The organism is Mesorhizobium sp. WSM4840 (assembly GCF_055811755.1).
Genome location: NZ_JBVVQD010000021.1, coordinates 74,531 through 92,145, shown reverse-complemented (window position 1 = coordinate 92,145; position 17,615 = coordinate 74,531). Strand labels below are relative to the sequence as shown.

The following is a 17,615-nucleotide window of genomic DNA, read 5'->3' as shown; positions in this document are numbered from 1 at the left end:
TCAGATCCTCTCGATTGTTGCTGCTGTTGGCTCCCGACCGACAAATATCTGGTCGATGGGTGAGTCGTTCGACGCTCGATCGCCGGCGGCGTAGGTGACGGCGGCAATGAGCGTGAAGGCAGAGAACCAGAATATCCCCACACGATAGAGCAGCGGTTTGTTGGGGATATCGCGGCAAAGAGGGGGAAAGGCGAAGAGGCCGACAAGAAAGCTGTCGAACGCCAGGTGACGTTGATCATGAAGCAAAATCGAAGCGACAAGGAGCAGTGCGGCGAGCGGCCCGTGGACCCACCACAGGTTGGCCGAAACGGTGAGGAGAGCAAACGATAAGGGAATGGCGAGCAATAGGCCCGCCAAAGGATCGGTTGCGAACGAGCTCGCAATATGGGCGAAGTCCGGCAACTATCGGTCTGTCCTCTTCGGTTTGTGACGAGCATCGACGAAGGGAGGCGAAATTTCACTCTCGCGCTCAGCGAGTAGGTTAAAATCGGCGATAGGACCCCGATCGAGCGTCTTGTCGTCCGCCTTGCGTCGCCACTCATCCATATCGAGGACGTAAGTGGCCCACATGCCGTAGCGCGCTGCCATCGCGTAGTTCTGAACGGTCAGATACTGGCCGTTCATGGGGTAGGGCGAGGCGACCCGTGCCCATCCGACACGCAGCATTTCGAGGGCGAGATCCTCGCCGCCCGTTGCGCAGCGACCGAGCGGCACACCGTCATGGCTGTAGCCGAGAACAGCACATTCGACGCTTTTGTTGCCGACAGTGCGTTTCAGCCATGCCCTGGCGAGCGGACCGCATGGGACTGGGGGCGGCGCCTTGATCTTGTCGCGGGTCTCCCATTTGGGATTGAGCGCCCATTGCGGCAGCTCGCATGCATCGATGTCGGCGAGGCGAACCCGTTGTGCATATTGGGGATACCAAAGCGTTCGGCCGTCCATGACGGCTACGCGCCCGTGAAATACGGGAAGGGACTGCACGCGCGCTGGAGCGCGTTGTTCCAGGCGGGGCGGCAATGGCGGCTCATTAATGATGTCGGCTGCGATCGAGGGATGCGCGATGGCGGCGGATACAGCGGCCGCGAGCATATGCTTTTTCATTTGGCAGCTTTCTTGGCGCGTGCGTTTGCCGACCTGCTCAAGAGGATGGCCGGGTGCTGCACGTCTTCGAACTGCCACAGACCGGCCCGTTGCTCTCGGGCGCTTTGTTCGGCAACGGCATAGGGAGGATGAAACGGCAGGCCTTCGGCATTGAGGGCAGCGAAGGCATATCCGCTAGTGACCATCATGGTCGCAAGGTCAAGTCTGTCCTTGCCGACTGTGGCGTAGCAGACGACATAGGACGTCTCCGCGATCTTGGCGACAGGCGCACAAACCGGTCGGGTGTCTTTGATGTAGGCGGCGAAAACTGCGAGCGAAGCGTCGCCGCAATCTCGCTTCTGACCTGTCTTGTCGGTGTAAGGGGTGCCGCGAAGGCAAGATTGCACACCGTAGAGACGATAGCGGTTGCCGTCGGCAACCCATGTGTCGCCGGATTCGAGCGTCACGCCAGGTTGAAGATCGAAGTATCCTGCAGGCGCGGCATTGATCTCTCCTGATGTGAGAAACGCCGCCAGATAAATCGCGGCCCTTCTCATTGGCCTTTGACCCTCGGATCGGCCCACATCCCGTACCCTTGTTTGCCGATGCGTTGTGCTTTTTCGAGATCCGCTCGCGCAGGCGAACCATCCGGGTTTTTCACGACTCGAAGTGCGCCAAGGGAGACCAGCTCGTCTTCAAGCATGTCAACGCTGTCGAGGCTGCCGGGATAGTTATAATAGCCATAGCAAGTCGCATCCTGGCTCGGTGCATTCTGTTCACTGACGAAGGCGCGGCAGAAGAGAACCTTTGCGGACTTCAGCATCACCTGCAATTCTTGCTGCGCAAAGCCACTGCATGATCCCGAGTATCCTTCGGTGCGATTCACCATCTCGCCGCTGCACGGCTCGACGCCGTAGAGATGCAGTGTTGTCTTGTCGTCGACCTGAATGTCGGTCGGCGAGACAGCCTTATATCCACTGGCAGATGCAAAGCCCTTGCGACCCACGACTTTACCGCTGCCGTCATAGTATTCGACGACCAGGACTGTCTTGCCCGGCGACGCCAGCGACTTGATGTAGTCCTTGTCGATGTCCGGCGCGGCGAATGCGGACGTCGCCAATATGCAACTTGTAAGTGCGGCAGCGATCGTGCGTTTCATTTTCTAGCCCTTACCATCTTGGTCATATTTGATTCCCTGCGCCTAGGGGGTTTAAGTACGGCGCAAAAACATGTATCAGTATGCCATATCGGTATCATACCTGTTAGAACTTAATCGGTTTTCATCGCGATCTCAACACCGCAAATGCGGTGGGGCCGATGGCAGGAAGGGCTAGGATGGCAGCTGATTCACGCATCGTTCTGCTGATAGGTGTAGCGGCGGTTTCGACCTTGGGAGGAGGAGCATCCCAGGGCGGCGAAATCCTTAAAAGATCGCCAGAACAGCACGTTTCCATCAGCGATCAGGGGAGCCCTGCCGCTCTTAGCGAAACCGCGATCACGGCCATATTCGACAGACGGTGGTCCAGCCCTGAAAGCGATTTCGTCCTTGGTGCCGATGGCGTTGTGCTGTCAGAGCCACCGGTCAAAAAAGCGGTCGTGCCTTCTAATCAAATCGGTAACATTTCTTCGGCGGAGAGAGTCGAATATGATAAACCGACTGATACCGATCTGATTAGGAGAGCCACGGGCGCAATAAGCCACAATGGCATCATTGCTCCTGACAAACCGGACACGGAAAACGTGCGGCAATGCGGCCCATCTCCATTAAGTGCGTCTGAAACCAAGACGTTGGTCGTTGAGTCAGCACGTCGCCACAAGGTCGATGAAGTATTTGCGACGGCCATTGCCTGGGCTGAGAGCGGCTTTGATCGAATCCGTAACTCGGAGAAGGGTGCGCGCGGGCCGATGCAGCTCATCCCTGCGACTGCGGCGCAATTCGGTGTGCGCGACGTCTGCGATCCCGCGGAAAACATCGAAGGCGGGATGAAGTACCTGCGGGTGCTCCTCGACGAATTTCAAAATCCACTGCTGGTCGCGGCCGCCTACAACGCCGGGGAACGGCGGATTTACGAATACGGCGGCATTCCGCCTTTCAGAGAGACCGTCGGCTACGTGGCGAAGGTCGTGAACTATCAGCTTGGCCTGCCGATGCCGGCGGCCAAGGGCAGGCCATCGGCGGTCGCTCCGGAAGCAATTGCCGATGCAGGCGATGTTCGAGATGTTGGCGTCATCGCGGTCAAGAAAACCGGCAGGTTCGTCGGCGGTGTGATGCATTTTTGAAGGAGAGAAGTATGAGAATTGATGCGGTAAGGGGACCGGGGGCAGGGGCTGTCAAGCTGGCGGCGCTACTCGGGCTCGTGGCGGTTATGCAGGTGGCTGGCGCCGATCTGGTGCTTGCACAAGGCACTGGCGGTGGTGGTGGTGCATTCGGGCCGCTTCAAACCGCCGTACAGATGATTGTTGACTTCATCACCGGTCCGTTTGGCCGGTTGCTTGCGATCATTGCCGTCATCGGACTGGGCTTTCTGGCATTTGCGGGCCGTCTGTCTTGGTTCACAGCGGGCGCGGTTGTCATCGGCATCGGTTTGGTGTTCGGCGCTCCCAATATCGTCGATGAAATGATCTCGGCTGTCGGCAATTGACCGATGGCTGAGCACCAGGACGAAAAGCCTCTGGTGACCCCGTTGGTGATCGGACTAACCCGGTCCCCAACGCTGTGGGGCGTGCCGTACATGGCCGTTATCATCATCGTCGGCGTAACCATCATCGGCTGGCTCGGGACGAATTCGCTGTGGGCGCTCCTGGTAGCTCCGGTGAGCTACCTCTTCCTGTTTTCGCTCTGCACTTGGGACGCCAAGATTCTCGACGTGCTGCAGGTGGCGTCCCGGAAGACTCCGCGGACGCCCAATAAGACATTTTGGGGAGCCAACTCGTATGGGCCGTAACGGATGCTGAAAGTCGTTAGAGAAGAACTCGGGTTTGGGAAGGTCGCTAACAAAGAGCGGCCTATGGCGACTCATATTCCTTATTTGCGGCACGTCTCGAATACGGTCGTGGGGTTGGAGAATGGCGCCCTTCTTTGCGTGATCAAGCTGGATGGCCTGTTCTTCCAGACGGAGGATCAGGCTGAGCTCAATATGCGCTCGGTCGTCCAGAACACGATGATCCGGGCGCTCGGATCAAGCCGTTTTTCCGTCTGGTCGACGGTCATCCGGCGCGAGGTCGAAACGGAGATTGAGGGAACCTTCGATGATCCGTTCTGCGATCTCCTGAACAGGCGCTACATGGAGCAGTTGCGCCGGAAGCGCGTGTTCACAAACCAGATCTACCTGACCATTGTGCGATCGGGGATGCGCGGACCGCTCGGCTTGAGCGACGCGGCCAAGCGCCTTCTGGATCGGACTGCCGGCGGCGATGCGCGCGGGCAGCAAACGCGCGAGGATGTGACGGAGCTCGAGGAGCTGATCGGAAACATCACGCGCGAGCTTCAGAAATACGGTGCCCGGGCGCTCGGCATCAGCGATCGCGACGGCGAACCCTATTCGGAACCTTGCGAGTTTTTCAATACGATCCTGACCTGCGGTGTGCCCCGGAAGATGAGGCTGCCCCGCATGGGCATGCGCAATTACGTCGGAACGTCGCGGTTGCATTTCAGCAAGCGGACCATGCAGGCGCAGGCTGCCATCGAAGAAGACAACCGGTTTGGCGCGCTGCTGTCCGTCAAGGAATATCCGCCGTTCACCGGTCCAGGGATGCTCGACGGCCTGCTGCAGGTGAACCACGAATTCGTCCTGACGCAATCATTCACGATTGCGGACAAGCCAATTGCCCAGGAGCGGATTAGCCGCCTGCAGCGGCAAATCCAGGCATCGGATGAAGCCGGAAGCTCGGTCGAGCACGATATCGACTTTGCGCTCAACAGCCTCATGAATCAGGAAGCCGTGTTCGGGTTTCACCACCTGACATTGCTGTGCCTGTCGCGGGATCTTGAAGGCGTAAGCCGCTCCGTTTCGGAGCTCGGATCGTGCCTCACCGACATGAACATCAACTGGCTGCGAGAGGACGTGAACCTTGAAGCGGCCTTTTGGGCGCAACTGCCGGGAAATCACAGCTACATCGCCCGCAAGGCCATGCTGTCGAGTGCAAATTTCTCGGGCCTGTCGTCGATGCACAATTTCGCAACCGGGCAGGCCGACCGGACACATTGGGGCCTGCCGATCACGATCCTCGAGACAACATCGCAAACACCTTATTGGTTCAATTTTCACCGTCGCGATATCGGTCATTTCACAGTCGACGGTCCCACCGGGTCGGGCAAGACCGTGGCGATGACGTTCCTTCTGGCGCAAGCCTTCCGGGTATCGCCGGCCCCCAAGGCTGTGTTCTTCGACAAGGACAGGGGCGCGGAGATTTTCATCCGAGCGATTGGCGGCTCCTACGAAGTGTTGTCGCCTGGCACGCCGACCGGCTTCAATCCGTTGCAGCTTGAGAACACCGGACCGAACCGCGAGTTTCTATTCCGCCTGCTCAAAGCCATGCTGCGGTCGGGCGATCGGCAGGACTTTTCACCAGAAGACGAAGACACGCTTGAACGAGCGATCGCCCGCCTGATGCAGGAGCCTGCGGCCGAACGCAATCTGCCAAATCTTTCGGGCCTGCTCGTCGGCCGTTCTCGGGCCGACGCCAATGACCTTCATTCACGACTGCGGCCGTGGATCGACGGTGAAAAGGCGTGGATGTTCAACGCTCCGCACGATGTCCTGTCGTTCTCCGGAAGAAGCGTCTTCGGTTTCGACATGACGAGCATCCTCTTGACTGAGGATCTTCGCACGCCGGCGCTGATGTACATCTACCATCGCCTCGACGAACTGCTGACCGGCGATCCTGTCATGTTCTTCATGGACGAAGGCTGGCAGCTTCTCTCGGACGAGACGTTCAGCAACTTCATCGTCGACAAGATGAAAACGATCCGAAAGCTGAATGGCATCGTCGGCTTTGGTACGCAATCAGCGGCCGATATCACCACGGCCAAAGCAGCCCATACGATCATCGAACAGGCAGCGACGAACATCCATTTCCCGAATCCCCGGGCGGACGAAGACAGCTACATCAAGCGATTTGGGCTGACGGTCAAAGAATTCAACTTCATCAAGAATACCCCGCCTGAAAAGCGCACGTTCCTGATCAAGCACGGCAATGACTCGGTTATTGCCCGCCTCGATCTGTCGACAATGCCGGAACTCGTAAAGGTGCTCTCCGGCAACAAGAAGACGATCGAAGAGTGTGCTGCGCTGCGGGAAAAATATGGCGATGAGCCTGAACGCTGGCTGGCCGAATTCTGCGGATGGGAGAGGGTCAATGAAGAATAGTGCTGCTCTATGGCTGATGTTGACGGCGCTTGCCGTACCGGCGCCGGCATTGGCGGGAGGAGTGCCCGTTATCGACGGTGCGAACCTGACCGAGCGTACGACGAGGGACGAAAAGACGACCGAAATCGAAAAAGTCGACAAGGATCGTTTTTCCATAAACAAGAGCGTCACTTGCTCGGTGTACCGGCCTGGCCGGCGAGACGATCCGGTAGCAGCTGCCAACGCCAATCCGGAAATTGCCGGTCTGGTGAAGCGTATCGCCCGAGAGGAAGGCATTAACGAGAACGAGTTTCTCGCTCTTGTGTACCAGGAAAGCCGTTTCAACCCTTGTGCAAAGTCAAGCGTGGGCGCGATCGGCCTGGCACAGCTCATGCCCGGTACGGCTGCCGATCTCGGCGTTAACCCGCACAACATCGAGGAAAACCTGCGCGGAGGCGCCAAATATTACCGGCAGCAATTGAGGCGCTTCAACGGCAACGTGAACCTTGCCCTTGCGGCCTACAATTCCGGTCACGGCAACGTCCAAAAATACGGCGGCATTCCGCCGTTCAAGGAGACTCAGGGCTACGTAAAAAACATCACGCAAAGATGGCTTCCGGCCTTTGGTGGCTCGGATCAGGCAAACATTCCGCTCAACTACGGTGGCGGCAACACTGCCTATAGCGGCATGCGGGATTCAACGATCAACGCCATGGCGACGTCGCAAGCGGCGACCGATAGCGTTGGAAATTTAGCCTCGTGGCTGCAGCAGTTGGGTGGGATGCAGAGTGGCACGATCCAGGACAGTTGGGATCACAATTCCGGCGCCCGCAATGCCAATCTCGAAATGATGAATCAGGTCATCCGCATGGGAACGGCAATGGGCGACCTGATCAACTCTCGCAACGCCAGCACGGCAAGCAATCTCTCGGGCACTTCGCAGTCCTCAGATTTTAAGGACGAGGAAAAAAATCCGCGCGAGACAACCGGCCTCTGCGATCCGCGCGAAGGCCTCGAATGGAGCCCGACGGAGAAAGCATGCGTTCAGAAACGCGAACGCGCGGCCAACGTAAATCTGATGTTGAAGCCACAATGAGGGAGAATACCATGAAGCGATTTATCATTTCTGCGTCGGCGATAGTCCTTGCATCGGCCGCATTCGCACAAGTTCCTGTGATTGACGGAGCAAACTTTGATGTAGCGAAACAGACAGCCGCGACCACAGACAAGATCCTCGGCACGAACAAGGAAATCCTCACGACCGTCGAGCAGACCTTGAAGTCTGTGACAGGCGATCGCGGCAGTGATGCCAACCAGATGCAGGACCTGGCCGTCGGCAATGGCTTTTCAGTCTCGTCGATGCCGTCATTCGATAGCCTGCTCCAAGGCGGTGTGCCGAATTTCGGCGGCATGGACGGGGACATCGCCAAAGTTGCCACGACGTTCATCAATGGTCTGCAACTGGTCAAAAGTCTGTCGGGCCAGGCGAACAGCACGTTCTCTGGCGATAAGTCCTACGAGGAGCTGGTGAACACCGTAATTGGTGTCGCGGCACTGGTGACTGGGTCGCAACAGGCGGCCCAGACGCGGAGAAGTGCTTTTGAGCAGGCAGGCCGGCAGATCGGCCAGGCGCAGGACATCAAGGGCTCGATCGACCAAAACACGCAACTGCAGGTGCAAGCGGGCCTGACGATCAACGAATTGATCGGTGTGATGAACGGCGCGGTTTCGTCTCTCCAGGCGGACAATCAGCGGCGTCTGACCGATATCTCCAACTCAAAAAAGGCGCTCAGCTACAGTGGGAATTAAGCCGACAAAAACAGCGACAGTGATGACGCTTTTCGTGGTCGTGGCCGCTCTTTCCGGCTGCGGCACGGTCAAGGAGAAGACCGCGCCCTGCAAGCGGCCGGCAAACCTGACGTCTTATGCGCCGGATCCCCGTCTCGAGTGCGGACCGATGATCCATGTCAATGGCGACGCATCTGCGGCCTTCGCGGCGATCGAGGCGATGGAAGTGGAATAGGGACGCTCGGCGGCAATGCAGGATTTCTTGGGCGAACTGCTGGACAGGATAGAGCAGACAGGGGCGAACTTTTCCGAGCGAGCCTACGAAATTGTCGGCGGCGAAATTGTTCCACTGCTCAATGTCATGTTCCTGGCCTATGTCGGCTATTACGGCCTGCAGCTCTTTATGGGAACTGCTCGCGTCAGTGTCAGCGAAATCATCGGTCGCGTCGTTCGCATGCTGCTGATCCTGACACTGGTGAGCCAGTGGAGCCATTTCAACACGTTCTTTTATTCCTGGCTCAACAATACCCCCGAAGACGTCGGGCGGGCCATCCTCACGGCGACCGGGACAGGTATCACCGAGCCGACGAACGGCCTGTCGATGATCTGGAAAACAGCCAATGAAGCGGCTTCGGCATTTGCCGAACAGTCAGGGTATTTCTCGGTTCTGCCTTCAATGGTCGGCTTCCTGATCATGTTGTGCGTCGCCGTCTTCATCGCCGTTGCCCTCGCAATTTTGCTGCTCGCCAAGGTGATGATGTGGGTGCTCATTGGAACCGCGCCGATTTTCATCGCTTGCATGCTCTTTGAACAAACGCGGAACCTGGGCGTCTCATGGTTTCAACAGGTTCTGCTCTACGCGCTGATCCCGCTCTTTGTTTATGTTGTTGCCGCTTTCTTGATCGCGGCCATGGACCCTGAGTTGACCAAGGTATCCAACGCGGCCAACCAACGACGGCTCCAGCTCAGCGATATTTCGGCATTTCTGCTGCTATGCGGTGCCGGCACGTTTGTACTGATCAACATCCAGATCCTCGCACAAGGGATAGTCGGCGGAGTGGCGGCCGGTATCGGCAGCGTCGCGAGAACGGTCGGTCGATACACCGGCTTGACGGCGCCTATGGACGTGTCGCGGGCCGGCATCAAGGGCGCAAGCATCGGCTTCCAGGGCGGCAAGAGCCTCTACACCCGCTTCCGTGGCAACGGCGGCGCCACAACGGCATCCGGGGGAGACGGCGCAAAGGCGGCAATGCAGAACCGGATAAGCAGCCACAGCATGCCGCGTTGAGGCTGTTGGTTCGTAAGAAGTAAGGGCTAGACCAGATGGCAGATTCTAAGGACGTTGCTCTCAGGAGTTATTTTCAGGACGGTGATCGTTGGGAAAACGAGATCGTCAAAAAGGCGATGCGCTCGCGCGCGCTCGCGTGGTTTGTGACAACGCTTTTCGGGGCGACAACGCTTCTGGCGCTTGGTGCTTTGGTGCTGCTCGTACCGTTAAAGAGCTTTGAGCCATACATCGTCGAGGTCGACAAGAACACCGGCTATATGGAGGTCAAAACGGGCCTGACCAGGCCGTCGAACTTGACCGAACAGCAGGCAATCACCCAGGCCAACGTCGTACGATATATTCGCGCGCACGAAGGCTATGATCCGTTCGCCATTGAAGAGAACTTCGGCATCGCCGCGCTGTTGTCGACAGGCGACGCGGCCCGCGAGCTGCAAGAGCTGTATAGCGCCGCCAACACGAACAATCCGGCGAAGATTTATGGCAAGAACAAGCGCGTCCTCGTCGAAATAAAATCGGTGACGTTTTCGAACGCCAGCACAGCGCTGGTGCGTTTCTCGACGACGGAAAAGACCGACACGGACTCGATCGTCCGGCACTACATTTCCGTCGTGCGCTACCGCTACACTGATACGCCGGTGACAAATGAGTGGCGCTTCGAAAACCCGCTAGGCTTCCAGGTCTATAACTATCGTCGCGATCAAGAGACCGTGACGCCGGGAGATCAGGGATGATAAAACGTTTCCTGATTTCCGCGGCGATTTTCGCCGCGATCCTGACTCACGCCCATGCGGCGCAAACGCCTCGGCCAGGCAGCCTCGATGCGAGGGTGACGAGCGTTGTCTATCAGCAAAACAACGTGGTGAAGGTGGCTGCGACCTATGGAATCTCAACAATGATCATCTTCGATGAAGATGAGAAGTTCGAGACCATTTCGCTCGGCGACACCGAAAGCTGGCAGGTCGCGCCCTCCGAAAAAGGCAACATCCTGTTTGTGAAGCCCATCGCGAAAAACGTGTCAACAAACATGAACATCGTCACCACCAAGAGGATCTATTTCATCGAACTGCACGATTTTGCGCCCGATGCCGGCAAAAAGGTCTTTGGGGTTAGGTTCGTCTACCCGGAAAATGACCTGAACGCTGCACTGAGGAAAGAGGCCGAGTATCGCGCCTCGAACCCCAATGTCTCCAACATCGACAAGGCAAACGTCAATATCGACTATTCTTTTTCCGGCGATCCGTCGCTCAAGCCGTCTGTGATTTTCGACGACGGGAAGAAGACGTTCTTCAAATTCAGCGGGCGCATGCCCGCAATATTCGCTGTGAATTCCGATTTCTCGGAAACGCTCCGCAACTTCCGCAAGGAAGGGGAATATCTGGTCGTCGATGGCGTGGCGACCCAATACACGCTGCGTGACGGAAACCAGTGGACGTGCATTTTCAATCTGAGAAAGCCTGATTTAGGCGCACCCGACCCCGATATCCTCGGTCCAGCTCCCGATCGCCTAGCGAGCAAGCGCAGAAGGAGCGGCAACTGATGAAACGGACTCCCGAACTTGAAGCGATGCTCTCGGCCGACGAAACGGACGTCAGCAACAAGAATGCCAAACGCAACCAGGTCCTGGGCGGCGCGGCACTCCTGCTCGGCGGTGCCATCGCGGCCTATTTCGTTCTCGCCGGTGCACAGGAAAGGCCTCGTGACGTGCTGGATGGTGACGAGGAATTCAGGACCACTACGTTCCGGCCCCCGTCCTTTGTTCGTGATGTCGAAGAGCCGCCGGCCGCTCCTGACAGTGAGATCATATCGTTGCCGCCACCGCCGCCGCCTCCCGCTGAAGAAAAGCCGGACACGACGGCGTTCAACGTGCCGCCACCTCCGGCACCTGTAGTTGCCGCTCCCCCGCCACCCGAAGCCGCCGCACCGCCGCCGGAAGAATTTCCGGAGCGGTACAAGTCGGCGATGGTCGTATTCGACAACAAGGGTTCGGCGGCCGATGGTGGCACGCTGGCCGGTGACGAAGGCGAAGGCCTGAGTGTCGCCGGCGAGGACCGCAACAGCAAATATCTGGCGGCAGCAGCGAGCTTGGCCGACAGGTCAGCGACAGCACGCCAGATCAAGCGTATCGACGCCATGATCCCGGAAGGAACATTGATTCCAGGCATCCTCGAAACGGCAATCGTCAGCGATTTGCCAGGACAGATACGCGCCATCACCTCGCAGGACGTTTATTCCTTCGACGGAAGGCGCGTGTTGATCCCGACGGGAACCCGGCTGATCGGCGAATATCAGTCCGATATCGTAAGGGGCCAAAAGCGGATCTTCGTCATTTGGACGCGCCTCATCCGCGACGATGGCGTGTCGGTGCGCCTGAATTCGATCGGCACGGATAGTCTCGGCCGATCTGGCGTCACCGGCATTGTCGATAACAAGTGGCGCGAAAGATTTGGGTCCGCCATCTTGCTTTCGATCGTCGGCGCCGGGGCAAGCTATCTGACCGGCTACGGCAGCGACGAAGCCTTCGGCGACGAAAAGGATGATGCCAAGCGCGGCGAAGAGCTCGCGCGCGACACCATCGCGCAAACCTTTTCGGACATGGCAAATCAGGCCCTCTCCGAAAACCTTCGCATTCCTCCGACGATCAGTGTCAGCCAGGGTGAGAGAATCTTTGTTTACGTTCGCCAGGATCTCGATTTCTCGGCCATGTACGACGATCCGGTGGCTGAAGCCATGAAGGAAATCAAGCGTGAACGTGGCTTCAAATAATTTCGGGCCGCGAGACCCCTACTATTTTCTCAATCGTGCGCTCGCACCGATAAAGGATTTCCTCGATGACCAGGCTGTCGTCGAAATCTCGATCAACAAGCCGGGCCACGTCTATGTCGAACGGCTTGGGTCCGATCACATGGAGTTTCACAAGGTCGATGCTCTGACTGCTGAAGAAATCCAGAACATCGGGGAGCGCGTTGCCGGCACAACTGAGCAGTTCATCAGTCGGAATAGGCCGATCCTAAGCGCAGCCTTGCCAACCGGCGAGCGCATCCAGGTCGTTCTTCCGCCTGCCGCGCCGGAAGGCGGGGCCATCTCCATCCGCAAGCAGGTCGTGAACAATTTCACGCTGGAAGAATATCGCGACAACGGTTCGCTTCAAAAGGTCTCCGTGGCTGTCGGAGGACTAAGCGACACCGATCGCGAGCTGATCGGCTATCTCCGCTCAAATGCCATCTACGACTTCATCCACACCGCGATCATCAAACGTGTTTCGATCCTCATCAGTGGCGGCACATCGTCTGGCAAGACCACATTTCTCAATGCGTGCCTGAAGAGCGTTGACCTGAACGAACGCATTCTGACCCTCGAAGACACCAGAGAGCTCTTTCCTCCGCAGCCCAACAAGCTGCATCTCATCGCGTCGAAAGGCGACCAGGGTACCGCCGACGTGACGATTCAGCACTTGCTCGAGGCGTCACTACGCATGCGGCCGGATCGGCTGTTCGTTGGTGAGATTCGCGGCGCGGAAGCATTTTCCTTCCTGCGCGCCATCAACACCGGCCATCCGGGCTCGATGTCGACGGTCCATGCCGACACGCCTCTAGGGGCCTATGAGCAATTGGCGATGATGATGCAGCAGGCCGGTATGTCGGCCGGTTTCACCAAGCAGGATCTCATGTCCTATATCCAGATGGTGATTCCGATCGTCATCCAGTTGCGCCGTGAGGGCGGCAAGCGCGGCGTTTCAGAGATTTTTTTCGCGCGGCACGAATCATGAGCAATGGGTACCGCACCATCTTCCTGATCTTCTGCCTCGGCGTTGCATTCGCCGTATGGATGCTCGGCTATGGCCTGGGCCTGCAGCTCTTCTACAAAGACGGCCGTATCCTCGAGACGACGATCACTACGAATCCTTTCGTTCCGATCCAGCAATTTTGGCACTTTGCGGGTAGTCCTGCTCTACAGAAGGTCGCGATTGGCTCGCTTGTACCCGCGCTCGTCGCCGGCGGCCTCGTCGCTTACGTCGGCCTTCGGCCGCAAGGCAGCCCGCTCGGCGACGCGGCCTTTCAGGACATCGCCTCTCTCCGCCGCGGCAAGTGGTTTCGCAAGTCCGGTCATATCTTTGGCCGCATCGGCCGCAAAATCCTGCGCACCAAGGATGATCGTCACCATCTGATCATCGGGCCGACACGATCCGGCAAAGGCGCTGGCTATGTCATTCCCAATGCTCTCATGCATGAAGGGTCGATGATTGTTACCGACCTCAAGGGAGAGGTTTTCAAGGCGACGGCCGGCTATCGCCGGTGCAACGGCAGCCAGGTCTTCCTTTTCGCGCCAGGCGCGGAGCGGACGAACCGCTACAACCCTCTCGACTTCATTCGCCAGGAACGTGGAAATCGCACGACCGATATCCAGAACACGGCGAGCATTCTCGTTCCCGAAAACACTGAATCCGAAAACTCGGTGTGGCAGGCGACCGCTCAACAGGTGATGGCAGGCGCTATCAGCTATGTGTTGGAAAGCCCGTTTTATAACGGCCGGCGCAATCTCGGTGAGGTCAATTCATTCTTCAACAGCGGTGTCGACCTGCAGGCCCTGATGAAATTCATCAAGGCAAAAGAGCCGTACCTGTCCAAATTCACGTTGGAAAGCTTCAACGCTTATCTGGCCCTTTCCGAGCGCGCCGCCGCTTCGGCCTTGCTCGATATCCAGAAGGCGATGCGCCCGTTCAAGAACGAACGTATCGTCGCCGCGACGAACGTCACCGATATGGATCTCCGCGCGATGAAGCGACGGCCGATCTCCGTCTACCTCGCGCCCAACATCACGGATATCACGCTGCTCAAGCCGCTCCTGACGCTGTTCGTGCAACAGACAATTGACATCCTCACCCTCGAGCACGATCCGAACTCGCTGCCGGTCTACTTCCTGCTCGACGAATTTCGGCAGTTGAAGAAGATGGACGAGATCATGACCAAGCTGCCCTATGTGGCGGGGTACAACATCAAACTCGCCATCATCATCCAGGACTTGAAGAATCTCGACGAGATTTACGGAGAAACCTCCCGACATTCGCTGCTCGGCAATTGTGGTTATCAGCTCATTCTGGGCGCGAATGATCAGGCGACCGCCGACTATGCTTCCCGTGCGCTAGGCAAGCGGACCGTCCGCTACCAGTCGGAATCGCGCACGATCGAACTCTTCGGCCTGCCGAGGCGCACGAGGGTCGAACAGATTCGCGAACGTGACCTGATGATGCCGCAGGAAATCCGGCAGATGCCGGAGAGAAAGATGGTACTGCTTGTTGAAGGCCAACGCCCGATCCTTGGCGACAAGCTGCGCTTTTTCGAGACACAGCCATTCAAGTCCGCGGAAGCATTTTCTCAGGCGCACACGCCGGACATGCCGCCGATCGAATATCTTCCGGTTCAACCCGTACCGGCTTTGACCGACTATTACGCCCAAGCCGGCCAGCCCGCCGAAGATGTCGGTGCCCCGACTACCGGTATGGCTGATTCCGAAAAGAGAATGTCATCACCATTTAATGGCGCTGAGGCGATGCCAACTATCGCCGCGACCGCGAAAGCGGCGCCGGCAACAAAGAAGCCCGCAGCTCGCACCATGAATCGCAAAGCCAGCCTGCCGAAACCGAAACGCGCTAAAGCGGCGCCGAGTGGCGGATCTGGAAACGGAGCGGAGGCGACACCGGACGTAGCGGCTATCGACGCGCGGATTAAGGCTGCCGAAGAAGGCCTGAAACCTAGCGCTGAACGCCTCAAGGAGACGGTTTCTCAAAAAGTCGAAAAGCTCGGCCAAGCATCGCCTACGAAACGGCGAAACTATCTCGACATTTTCGCGACGACGGTCCCCGATCCCGTCGAACTCGGCCAGGAGGCCGCCGAACTTCAAGCATAAGGAGCTGCGATTTGCGGTTTTATGCTTGGGCCTGCAGGTTCGCGCACATAGATTCGAGGCCGAGGTATCGTTGAAGTTCGGGTCAGCGGCTACGCCGGCAACGCAACCGTCCGCCCCGGACAGGAATGGAACTGCTGCGGGCCTTCATGGAACAGACGGAACGAGGCGGCCAAAGGTTGCTTCGCTAAGGTGAGCGATCCAGCGAACGCGCCCCCGGTGGGGACGCCCTGGTAAGCGCTGCTCCTCGGCAGCGGAGTCGGTCCACATTCACGCGGTGGACGGGAACACAAGTTCAGGTGGTTGCAGACCCGCGTTTAGCGATGATTACCTATCCCGACAAGATTGGTGTCTTCAAGAAGCACGCGCGCTTGGCCACCCCGCCGGGACACGATTGGTTTCGCCGGGAACCGGAATGAAGGCGTTTATACCAGATGAGCACACTCGGAACGATGGCTTGCCAACAACGTGCCCGGGAGGGTGGGTGAAACCTCAGTCAGCGAGAACCTCAAGCTGCTTGCTGATGCGAAGGCCCTGGGTATCAGGAGCGCAGAGATCGAGGAAGACAATGGCAGTGCCTATGAGGCGACCTTTGAGACTCTCGCTTGTCAAAACACCGGCTCGATGTTGAGCCGAGTCCCGCTATATCGCTGTCACGGCAAGAGGCTGGACGTTCCAACGGCTGATCGACGCCGCGCAGTCATCAAGTGCTGATCTGGTGAGCCGGGAAGGATTCATCGCAGATACGCTTGCCATGGCGCAATACTGCCCTTCAGGCGATCATCCGGAGGCTCCAATATTTTGCCTAGCGCCAGGAGCAATTCGATTAAGACCACGACGGCCATCGTCGCCTCTTAGCTGACGGCGACCGACGCATCCACATCAATTTCAACAGCTCATCCGAATGGAGCATCCTGGAATTCTCTGGATCTGGCTGGAAGTTGCTGCCAATTTGCACGGCCTTTCATCCGTTATCTCGGCGAAGGGAGCAGGGATTCGAGCTTATGCCGAGTTTGCGACCGTAGGGACGCCTGCGAAGACCGAGCGGCCTAGTATCGGCCATCGGCACCTTGTGCACCATGACAAAGGTCGAACTCCGAACGAACGCTGATCGAGATCGGCGATCCTAGCTGTTACCTGACGCCGTCATTTTTTTGGTATTTGATGACGCGCGCGTTTGCGGTGGATCAAAGCTGACGCCGTTCATTGCCTCTACAGATAGCGTGCACTGGCGTGAGGGTCGCTTGACCTTGCCGCAACGGAGGCGAAATCTGATGGACCACATAGCATCGCTCTCGCTGACGACGTACCCGGACTCGACCCCTCCGAAAATAGCGGCGAACGCAGTCGCGGTCGTTAAGCAGATCGGGGCCGCGCTTCATGCTATCGCCATTAATGTCGATATTCCCGACGTTTCGAACACCCTGTCGAGCTATCTTCTCGACCTTCCCAACAAGATCCGGGAGGTGGAAACAGCCAGTCGCAAGTGCGGCACCACAGTGCTGCAGTCGGTCGCGAAGGAAGCTTCGCAAAGCGGCGTGACTCTGACCACGCAAGAGATAACAGCTCCGCCGGCATTGATGGGCGACGTTGCGGCAAAGGAGTCCCGCTATTTCGATGTCTGTCTGGTCGGTTGGGTGTCGGACAATCAGGCAGCACGCATGGCCGCCGAGGCGATACTTTTCGGGTCGGGTCGCCCGACCCTAATTCTTCCCGACGCCGCGGATGTCGGTGTCCTTGGCCATGTCATCATCGCGTGGGACGGAAGTCGCGTAGCGGCACGGGCCGTTGCCGATGCACAGCCGTTCCTGGAGCGTGCTTCGACGATAACGGTCCTGACCGTGACGGATGAGAAGCCGCTCCCCGGGCGCGACATCGCCGAACGTCTTGCGCAGGGCCTCAGGACGCGCGGCTTGGCGGCCGGGGCCGCCTCAATTCAGGCTGGAGATCGTTCGATCGGGACTGCAATCCAGGAGCACGCCCTCAAGATCGGCGGCAACCTGCTCGTCATGGGTGGATACGGTCATTCGCGTATCAGGGATTTCGTGCTCGGTGGGGCGACCGAAGGCATCCTCTCGGATCTGCGCCTGCCTGTGCTCCTGTCGCACTAGGGTTTGGTGGCATGAGGGGTGATCGCGACCAGATCCGGTTCTGCGTTTCCCAAGGCGCAGCCCATGGCGTTACCGGCTCGACCTATGAGATTGAGACGT

At 58.1% G+C, this 17,615-nt stretch carries 18 protein-coding genes; 14 read left to right on the top strand and 4 right to left on the bottom strand.

The genetic code is table 11. The features are described from left to right. From AC0L3I_RS25190 to AC0L3I_RS25175, 4 genes are read right to left on the bottom strand one after another with little or no spacing between them, the layout of a single operon-like run. Positions 1-402, bottom strand: coding sequence for a hypothetical protein (locus AC0L3I_RS25190; RefSeq protein WP_473528618.1), 402 nt, complete (start codon positions 400-402; stop codon positions 1-3). Next, positions 403-1,101 (bottom strand): thermonuclease family protein, encoded by a 699-nt coding sequence (locus tag AC0L3I_RS25185; protein ID WP_473528617.1) that lies wholly within the window; start codon positions 1,099-1,101, stop codon positions 403-405. It abuts the gene before it with no gap. Beyond that, positions 1,098-1,637 carry a thermonuclease family protein gene (locus AC0L3I_RS25180; protein ID WP_473528616.1) on the bottom strand — a complete coding sequence of 180 codons (540 nt, stop codon included), beginning with the start codon at positions 1,635-1,637 and terminating at the stop codon, positions 1,098-1,100. The genes AC0L3I_RS25185 and AC0L3I_RS25180 overlap by 4 nt, the downstream gene beginning before the upstream one ends. Further along, the gene (locus AC0L3I_RS25175) at positions 1,634-2,239 is read right to left on the bottom strand and encodes a hypothetical protein (protein WP_473528615.1); all 606 of its coding nucleotides are present in this window, start codon (positions 2,237-2,239) and stop codon (positions 1,634-1,636) included. The genes AC0L3I_RS25180 and AC0L3I_RS25175 overlap by 4 nt, the downstream gene beginning before the upstream one ends. A gap of 176 nt (positions 2,240-2,415) precedes the next feature. On the opposite strand from AC0L3I_RS25175, the gene AC0L3I_RS25170 reads away from it, so the two are divergent. The 14 genes from AC0L3I_RS25170 to AC0L3I_RS25105 all read left to right on the top strand — a co-directional run bounded on the left by AC0L3I_RS25170 (position 2,416) and on the right by AC0L3I_RS25105 (position 17,516). Next, complete coding sequence (locus AC0L3I_RS25170) at positions 2,416-3,360, top strand: lytic transglycosylase domain-containing protein (protein WP_473528614.1); 945 nt, start codon at positions 2,416-2,418, stop codon at positions 3,358-3,360. A gap of 11 nt (positions 3,361-3,371) precedes the next feature. Continuing rightward, the gene (locus AC0L3I_RS25165) at positions 3,372-3,722 is read left to right on the top strand and encodes a TrbC/VirB2 family type IV secretion system protein (protein WP_236372199.1); all 351 of its coding nucleotides are present in this window, start codon (positions 3,372-3,374) and stop codon (positions 3,720-3,722) included. A gap of 3 nt (positions 3,723-3,725) precedes the next feature. Continuing rightward, positions 3,726-4,025 carry a VirB3 family type IV secretion system protein gene (locus tag AC0L3I_RS25160; RefSeq protein ID WP_473528613.1) on the top strand — a complete coding sequence of 100 codons (300 nt, stop codon included), beginning with the start codon at positions 3,726-3,728 and terminating at the stop codon, positions 4,023-4,025. A 3-nt stretch (positions 4,026-4,028) separates the two neighbouring features. Further along, positions 4,029-6,449: a VirB4 family type IV secretion/conjugal transfer ATPase gene (locus AC0L3I_RS25155; protein WP_473528612.1), complete on the top strand. Its 2,421-nt coding sequence runs from the start codon at positions 4,029-4,031 to the stop codon at positions 6,447-6,449. After that, on the top strand, positions 6,439-7,524 hold the full coding sequence (locus AC0L3I_RS25150) for a lytic transglycosylase domain-containing protein (RefSeq protein ID WP_473528637.1): 1,086 nt from the start codon (positions 6,439-6,441) through the stop codon (positions 7,522-7,524). Before AC0L3I_RS25155 ends, AC0L3I_RS25150 begins: the two co-directional genes overlap by 11 nt. Before the next feature lie 11 nt (positions 7,525-7,535). Then, positions 7,536-8,237 carry a type IV secretion system protein gene (locus tag AC0L3I_RS25145; RefSeq protein WP_473528611.1) on the top strand — a complete coding sequence of 234 codons (702 nt, stop codon included), beginning with the start codon at positions 7,536-7,538 and terminating at the stop codon, positions 8,235-8,237. Between the two features lie 22 nt (positions 8,238-8,259). Further along, on the top strand, positions 8,260-8,451 hold the full coding sequence (locus AC0L3I_RS25140; protein WP_473528610.1) for a hypothetical protein: 192 nt from the start codon (positions 8,260-8,262) through the stop codon (positions 8,449-8,451). Positions 8,452-8,466: 15 nt separating this feature from the next. Next, positions 8,467-9,504, top strand: a complete 1,038-nt coding sequence (locus tag AC0L3I_RS25135) for a TrbL/VirB6 family protein (protein ID WP_473528609.1) — start codon at positions 8,467-8,469, stop codon at positions 9,502-9,504. Positions 9,505-9,539: 35 nt separating this feature from the next. Continuing rightward, the gene (locus tag AC0L3I_RS25130; protein ID WP_473528608.1) at positions 9,540-10,235 is read left to right on the top strand and encodes a VirB8 family type IV secretion system protein; all 696 of its coding nucleotides are present in this window, start codon (positions 9,540-9,542) and stop codon (positions 10,233-10,235) included. Continuing rightward, the gene (locus AC0L3I_RS25125) at positions 10,232-11,041 is read left to right on the top strand and encodes a TrbG/VirB9 family P-type conjugative transfer protein (protein ID WP_473528607.1); all 810 of its coding nucleotides are present in this window, start codon (positions 10,232-10,234) and stop codon (positions 11,039-11,041) included. The genes AC0L3I_RS25130 and AC0L3I_RS25125 overlap by 4 nt, the downstream gene beginning before the upstream one ends. After that, complete coding sequence (gene virB10 / locus AC0L3I_RS25120) at positions 11,041-12,267, top strand: type IV secretion system protein VirB10 (RefSeq protein ID WP_473528606.1); 1,227 nt, start codon at positions 11,041-11,043, stop codon at positions 12,265-12,267. The genes AC0L3I_RS25125 and virB10 overlap by 1 nt, the downstream gene beginning before the upstream one ends. After that, positions 12,248-13,270 carry a P-type DNA transfer ATPase VirB11 gene (gene virB11 / locus AC0L3I_RS25115; RefSeq protein ID WP_473528605.1) on the top strand — a complete coding sequence of 341 codons (1,023 nt, stop codon included), beginning with the start codon at positions 12,248-12,250 and terminating at the stop codon, positions 13,268-13,270. Before virB10 ends, virB11 begins: the two co-directional genes overlap by 20 nt. Further along, positions 13,267-15,408, top strand: a complete 2,142-nt coding sequence (locus AC0L3I_RS25110) for a type IV secretory system conjugative DNA transfer family protein (RefSeq protein WP_473528604.1) — start codon at positions 13,267-13,269, stop codon at positions 15,406-15,408. Before virB11 ends, AC0L3I_RS25110 begins: the two co-directional genes overlap by 4 nt. 1,271 nt (positions 15,409-16,679) lie before the next feature. Further along, positions 16,680-17,516, top strand: a complete 837-nt coding sequence (locus tag AC0L3I_RS25105) for a universal stress protein (protein WP_473528603.1) — start codon at positions 16,680-16,682, stop codon at positions 17,514-17,516. Positions 17,517-17,615 lie beyond the last annotated feature (99 nt).

Bases quoted from the DNA above. Each gene is read 5' to 3' on its own strand.
- AC0L3I_RS25185 (WP_473528617.1), bottom strand. From the start codon at position 1,101: ATGAAAAAGCATATGCTCGCGGCCGCTGTATCCGCCGCCATCGCGCAT.
- AC0L3I_RS25180 (WP_473528616.1), bottom strand. From the start codon at position 1,637: ATGAGAAGGGCCGCGATTTATCTGGCGGCGTTTCTCACATCAGGAGAG.
- AC0L3I_RS25175 (WP_473528615.1), bottom strand. From the start codon at position 2,239: ATGAAACGCACGATCGCTGCCGCACTTACAAGTTGCATATTGGCGACG.
- AC0L3I_RS25170 (WP_473528614.1), top strand. From the start codon at position 2,416: ATGGCAGCTGATTCACGCATCGTTCTGCTGATAGGTGTAGCGGCGGTT.
- AC0L3I_RS25165 (WP_236372199.1), top strand. From the start codon at position 3,372: ATGAGAATTGATGCGGTAAGGGGACCGGGGGCAGGGGCTGTCAAGCTG.
- AC0L3I_RS25160 (WP_473528613.1), top strand. From the start codon at position 3,726: ATGGCTGAGCACCAGGACGAAAAGCCTCTGGTGACCCCGTTGGTGATC.
- AC0L3I_RS25155 (WP_473528612.1), top strand. From the start codon at position 4,029: ATGCTGAAAGTCGTTAGAGAAGAACTCGGGTTTGGGAAGGTCGCTAAC.
- AC0L3I_RS25150 (WP_473528637.1), top strand. From the start codon at position 6,439: ATGAAGAATAGTGCTGCTCTATGGCTGATGTTGACGGCGCTTGCCGTA.
- AC0L3I_RS25145 (WP_473528611.1), top strand. From the start codon at position 7,536: ATGAAGCGATTTATCATTTCTGCGTCGGCGATAGTCCTTGCATCGGCC.
- AC0L3I_RS25140 (WP_473528610.1), top strand. From the start codon at position 8,260: ATGACGCTTTTCGTGGTCGTGGCCGCTCTTTCCGGCTGCGGCACGGTC.
- AC0L3I_RS25135 (WP_473528609.1), top strand. From the start codon at position 8,467: ATGCAGGATTTCTTGGGCGAACTGCTGGACAGGATAGAGCAGACAGGG.
- AC0L3I_RS25130 (WP_473528608.1), top strand. From the start codon at position 9,540: ATGGCAGATTCTAAGGACGTTGCTCTCAGGAGTTATTTTCAGGACGGT.
- AC0L3I_RS25125 (WP_473528607.1), top strand. From the start codon at position 10,232: ATGATAAAACGTTTCCTGATTTCCGCGGCGATTTTCGCCGCGATCCTG.
- virB10 (WP_473528606.1), top strand. From the start codon at position 11,041: ATGAAACGGACTCCCGAACTTGAAGCGATGCTCTCGGCCGACGAAACG.
- AC0L3I_RS25110 (WP_473528604.1), top strand. From the start codon at position 13,267: ATGAGCAATGGGTACCGCACCATCTTCCTGATCTTCTGCCTCGGCGTT.
- AC0L3I_RS25105 (WP_473528603.1), top strand. From the start codon at position 16,680: ATGGACCACATAGCATCGCTCTCGCTGACGACGTACCCGGACTCGACC.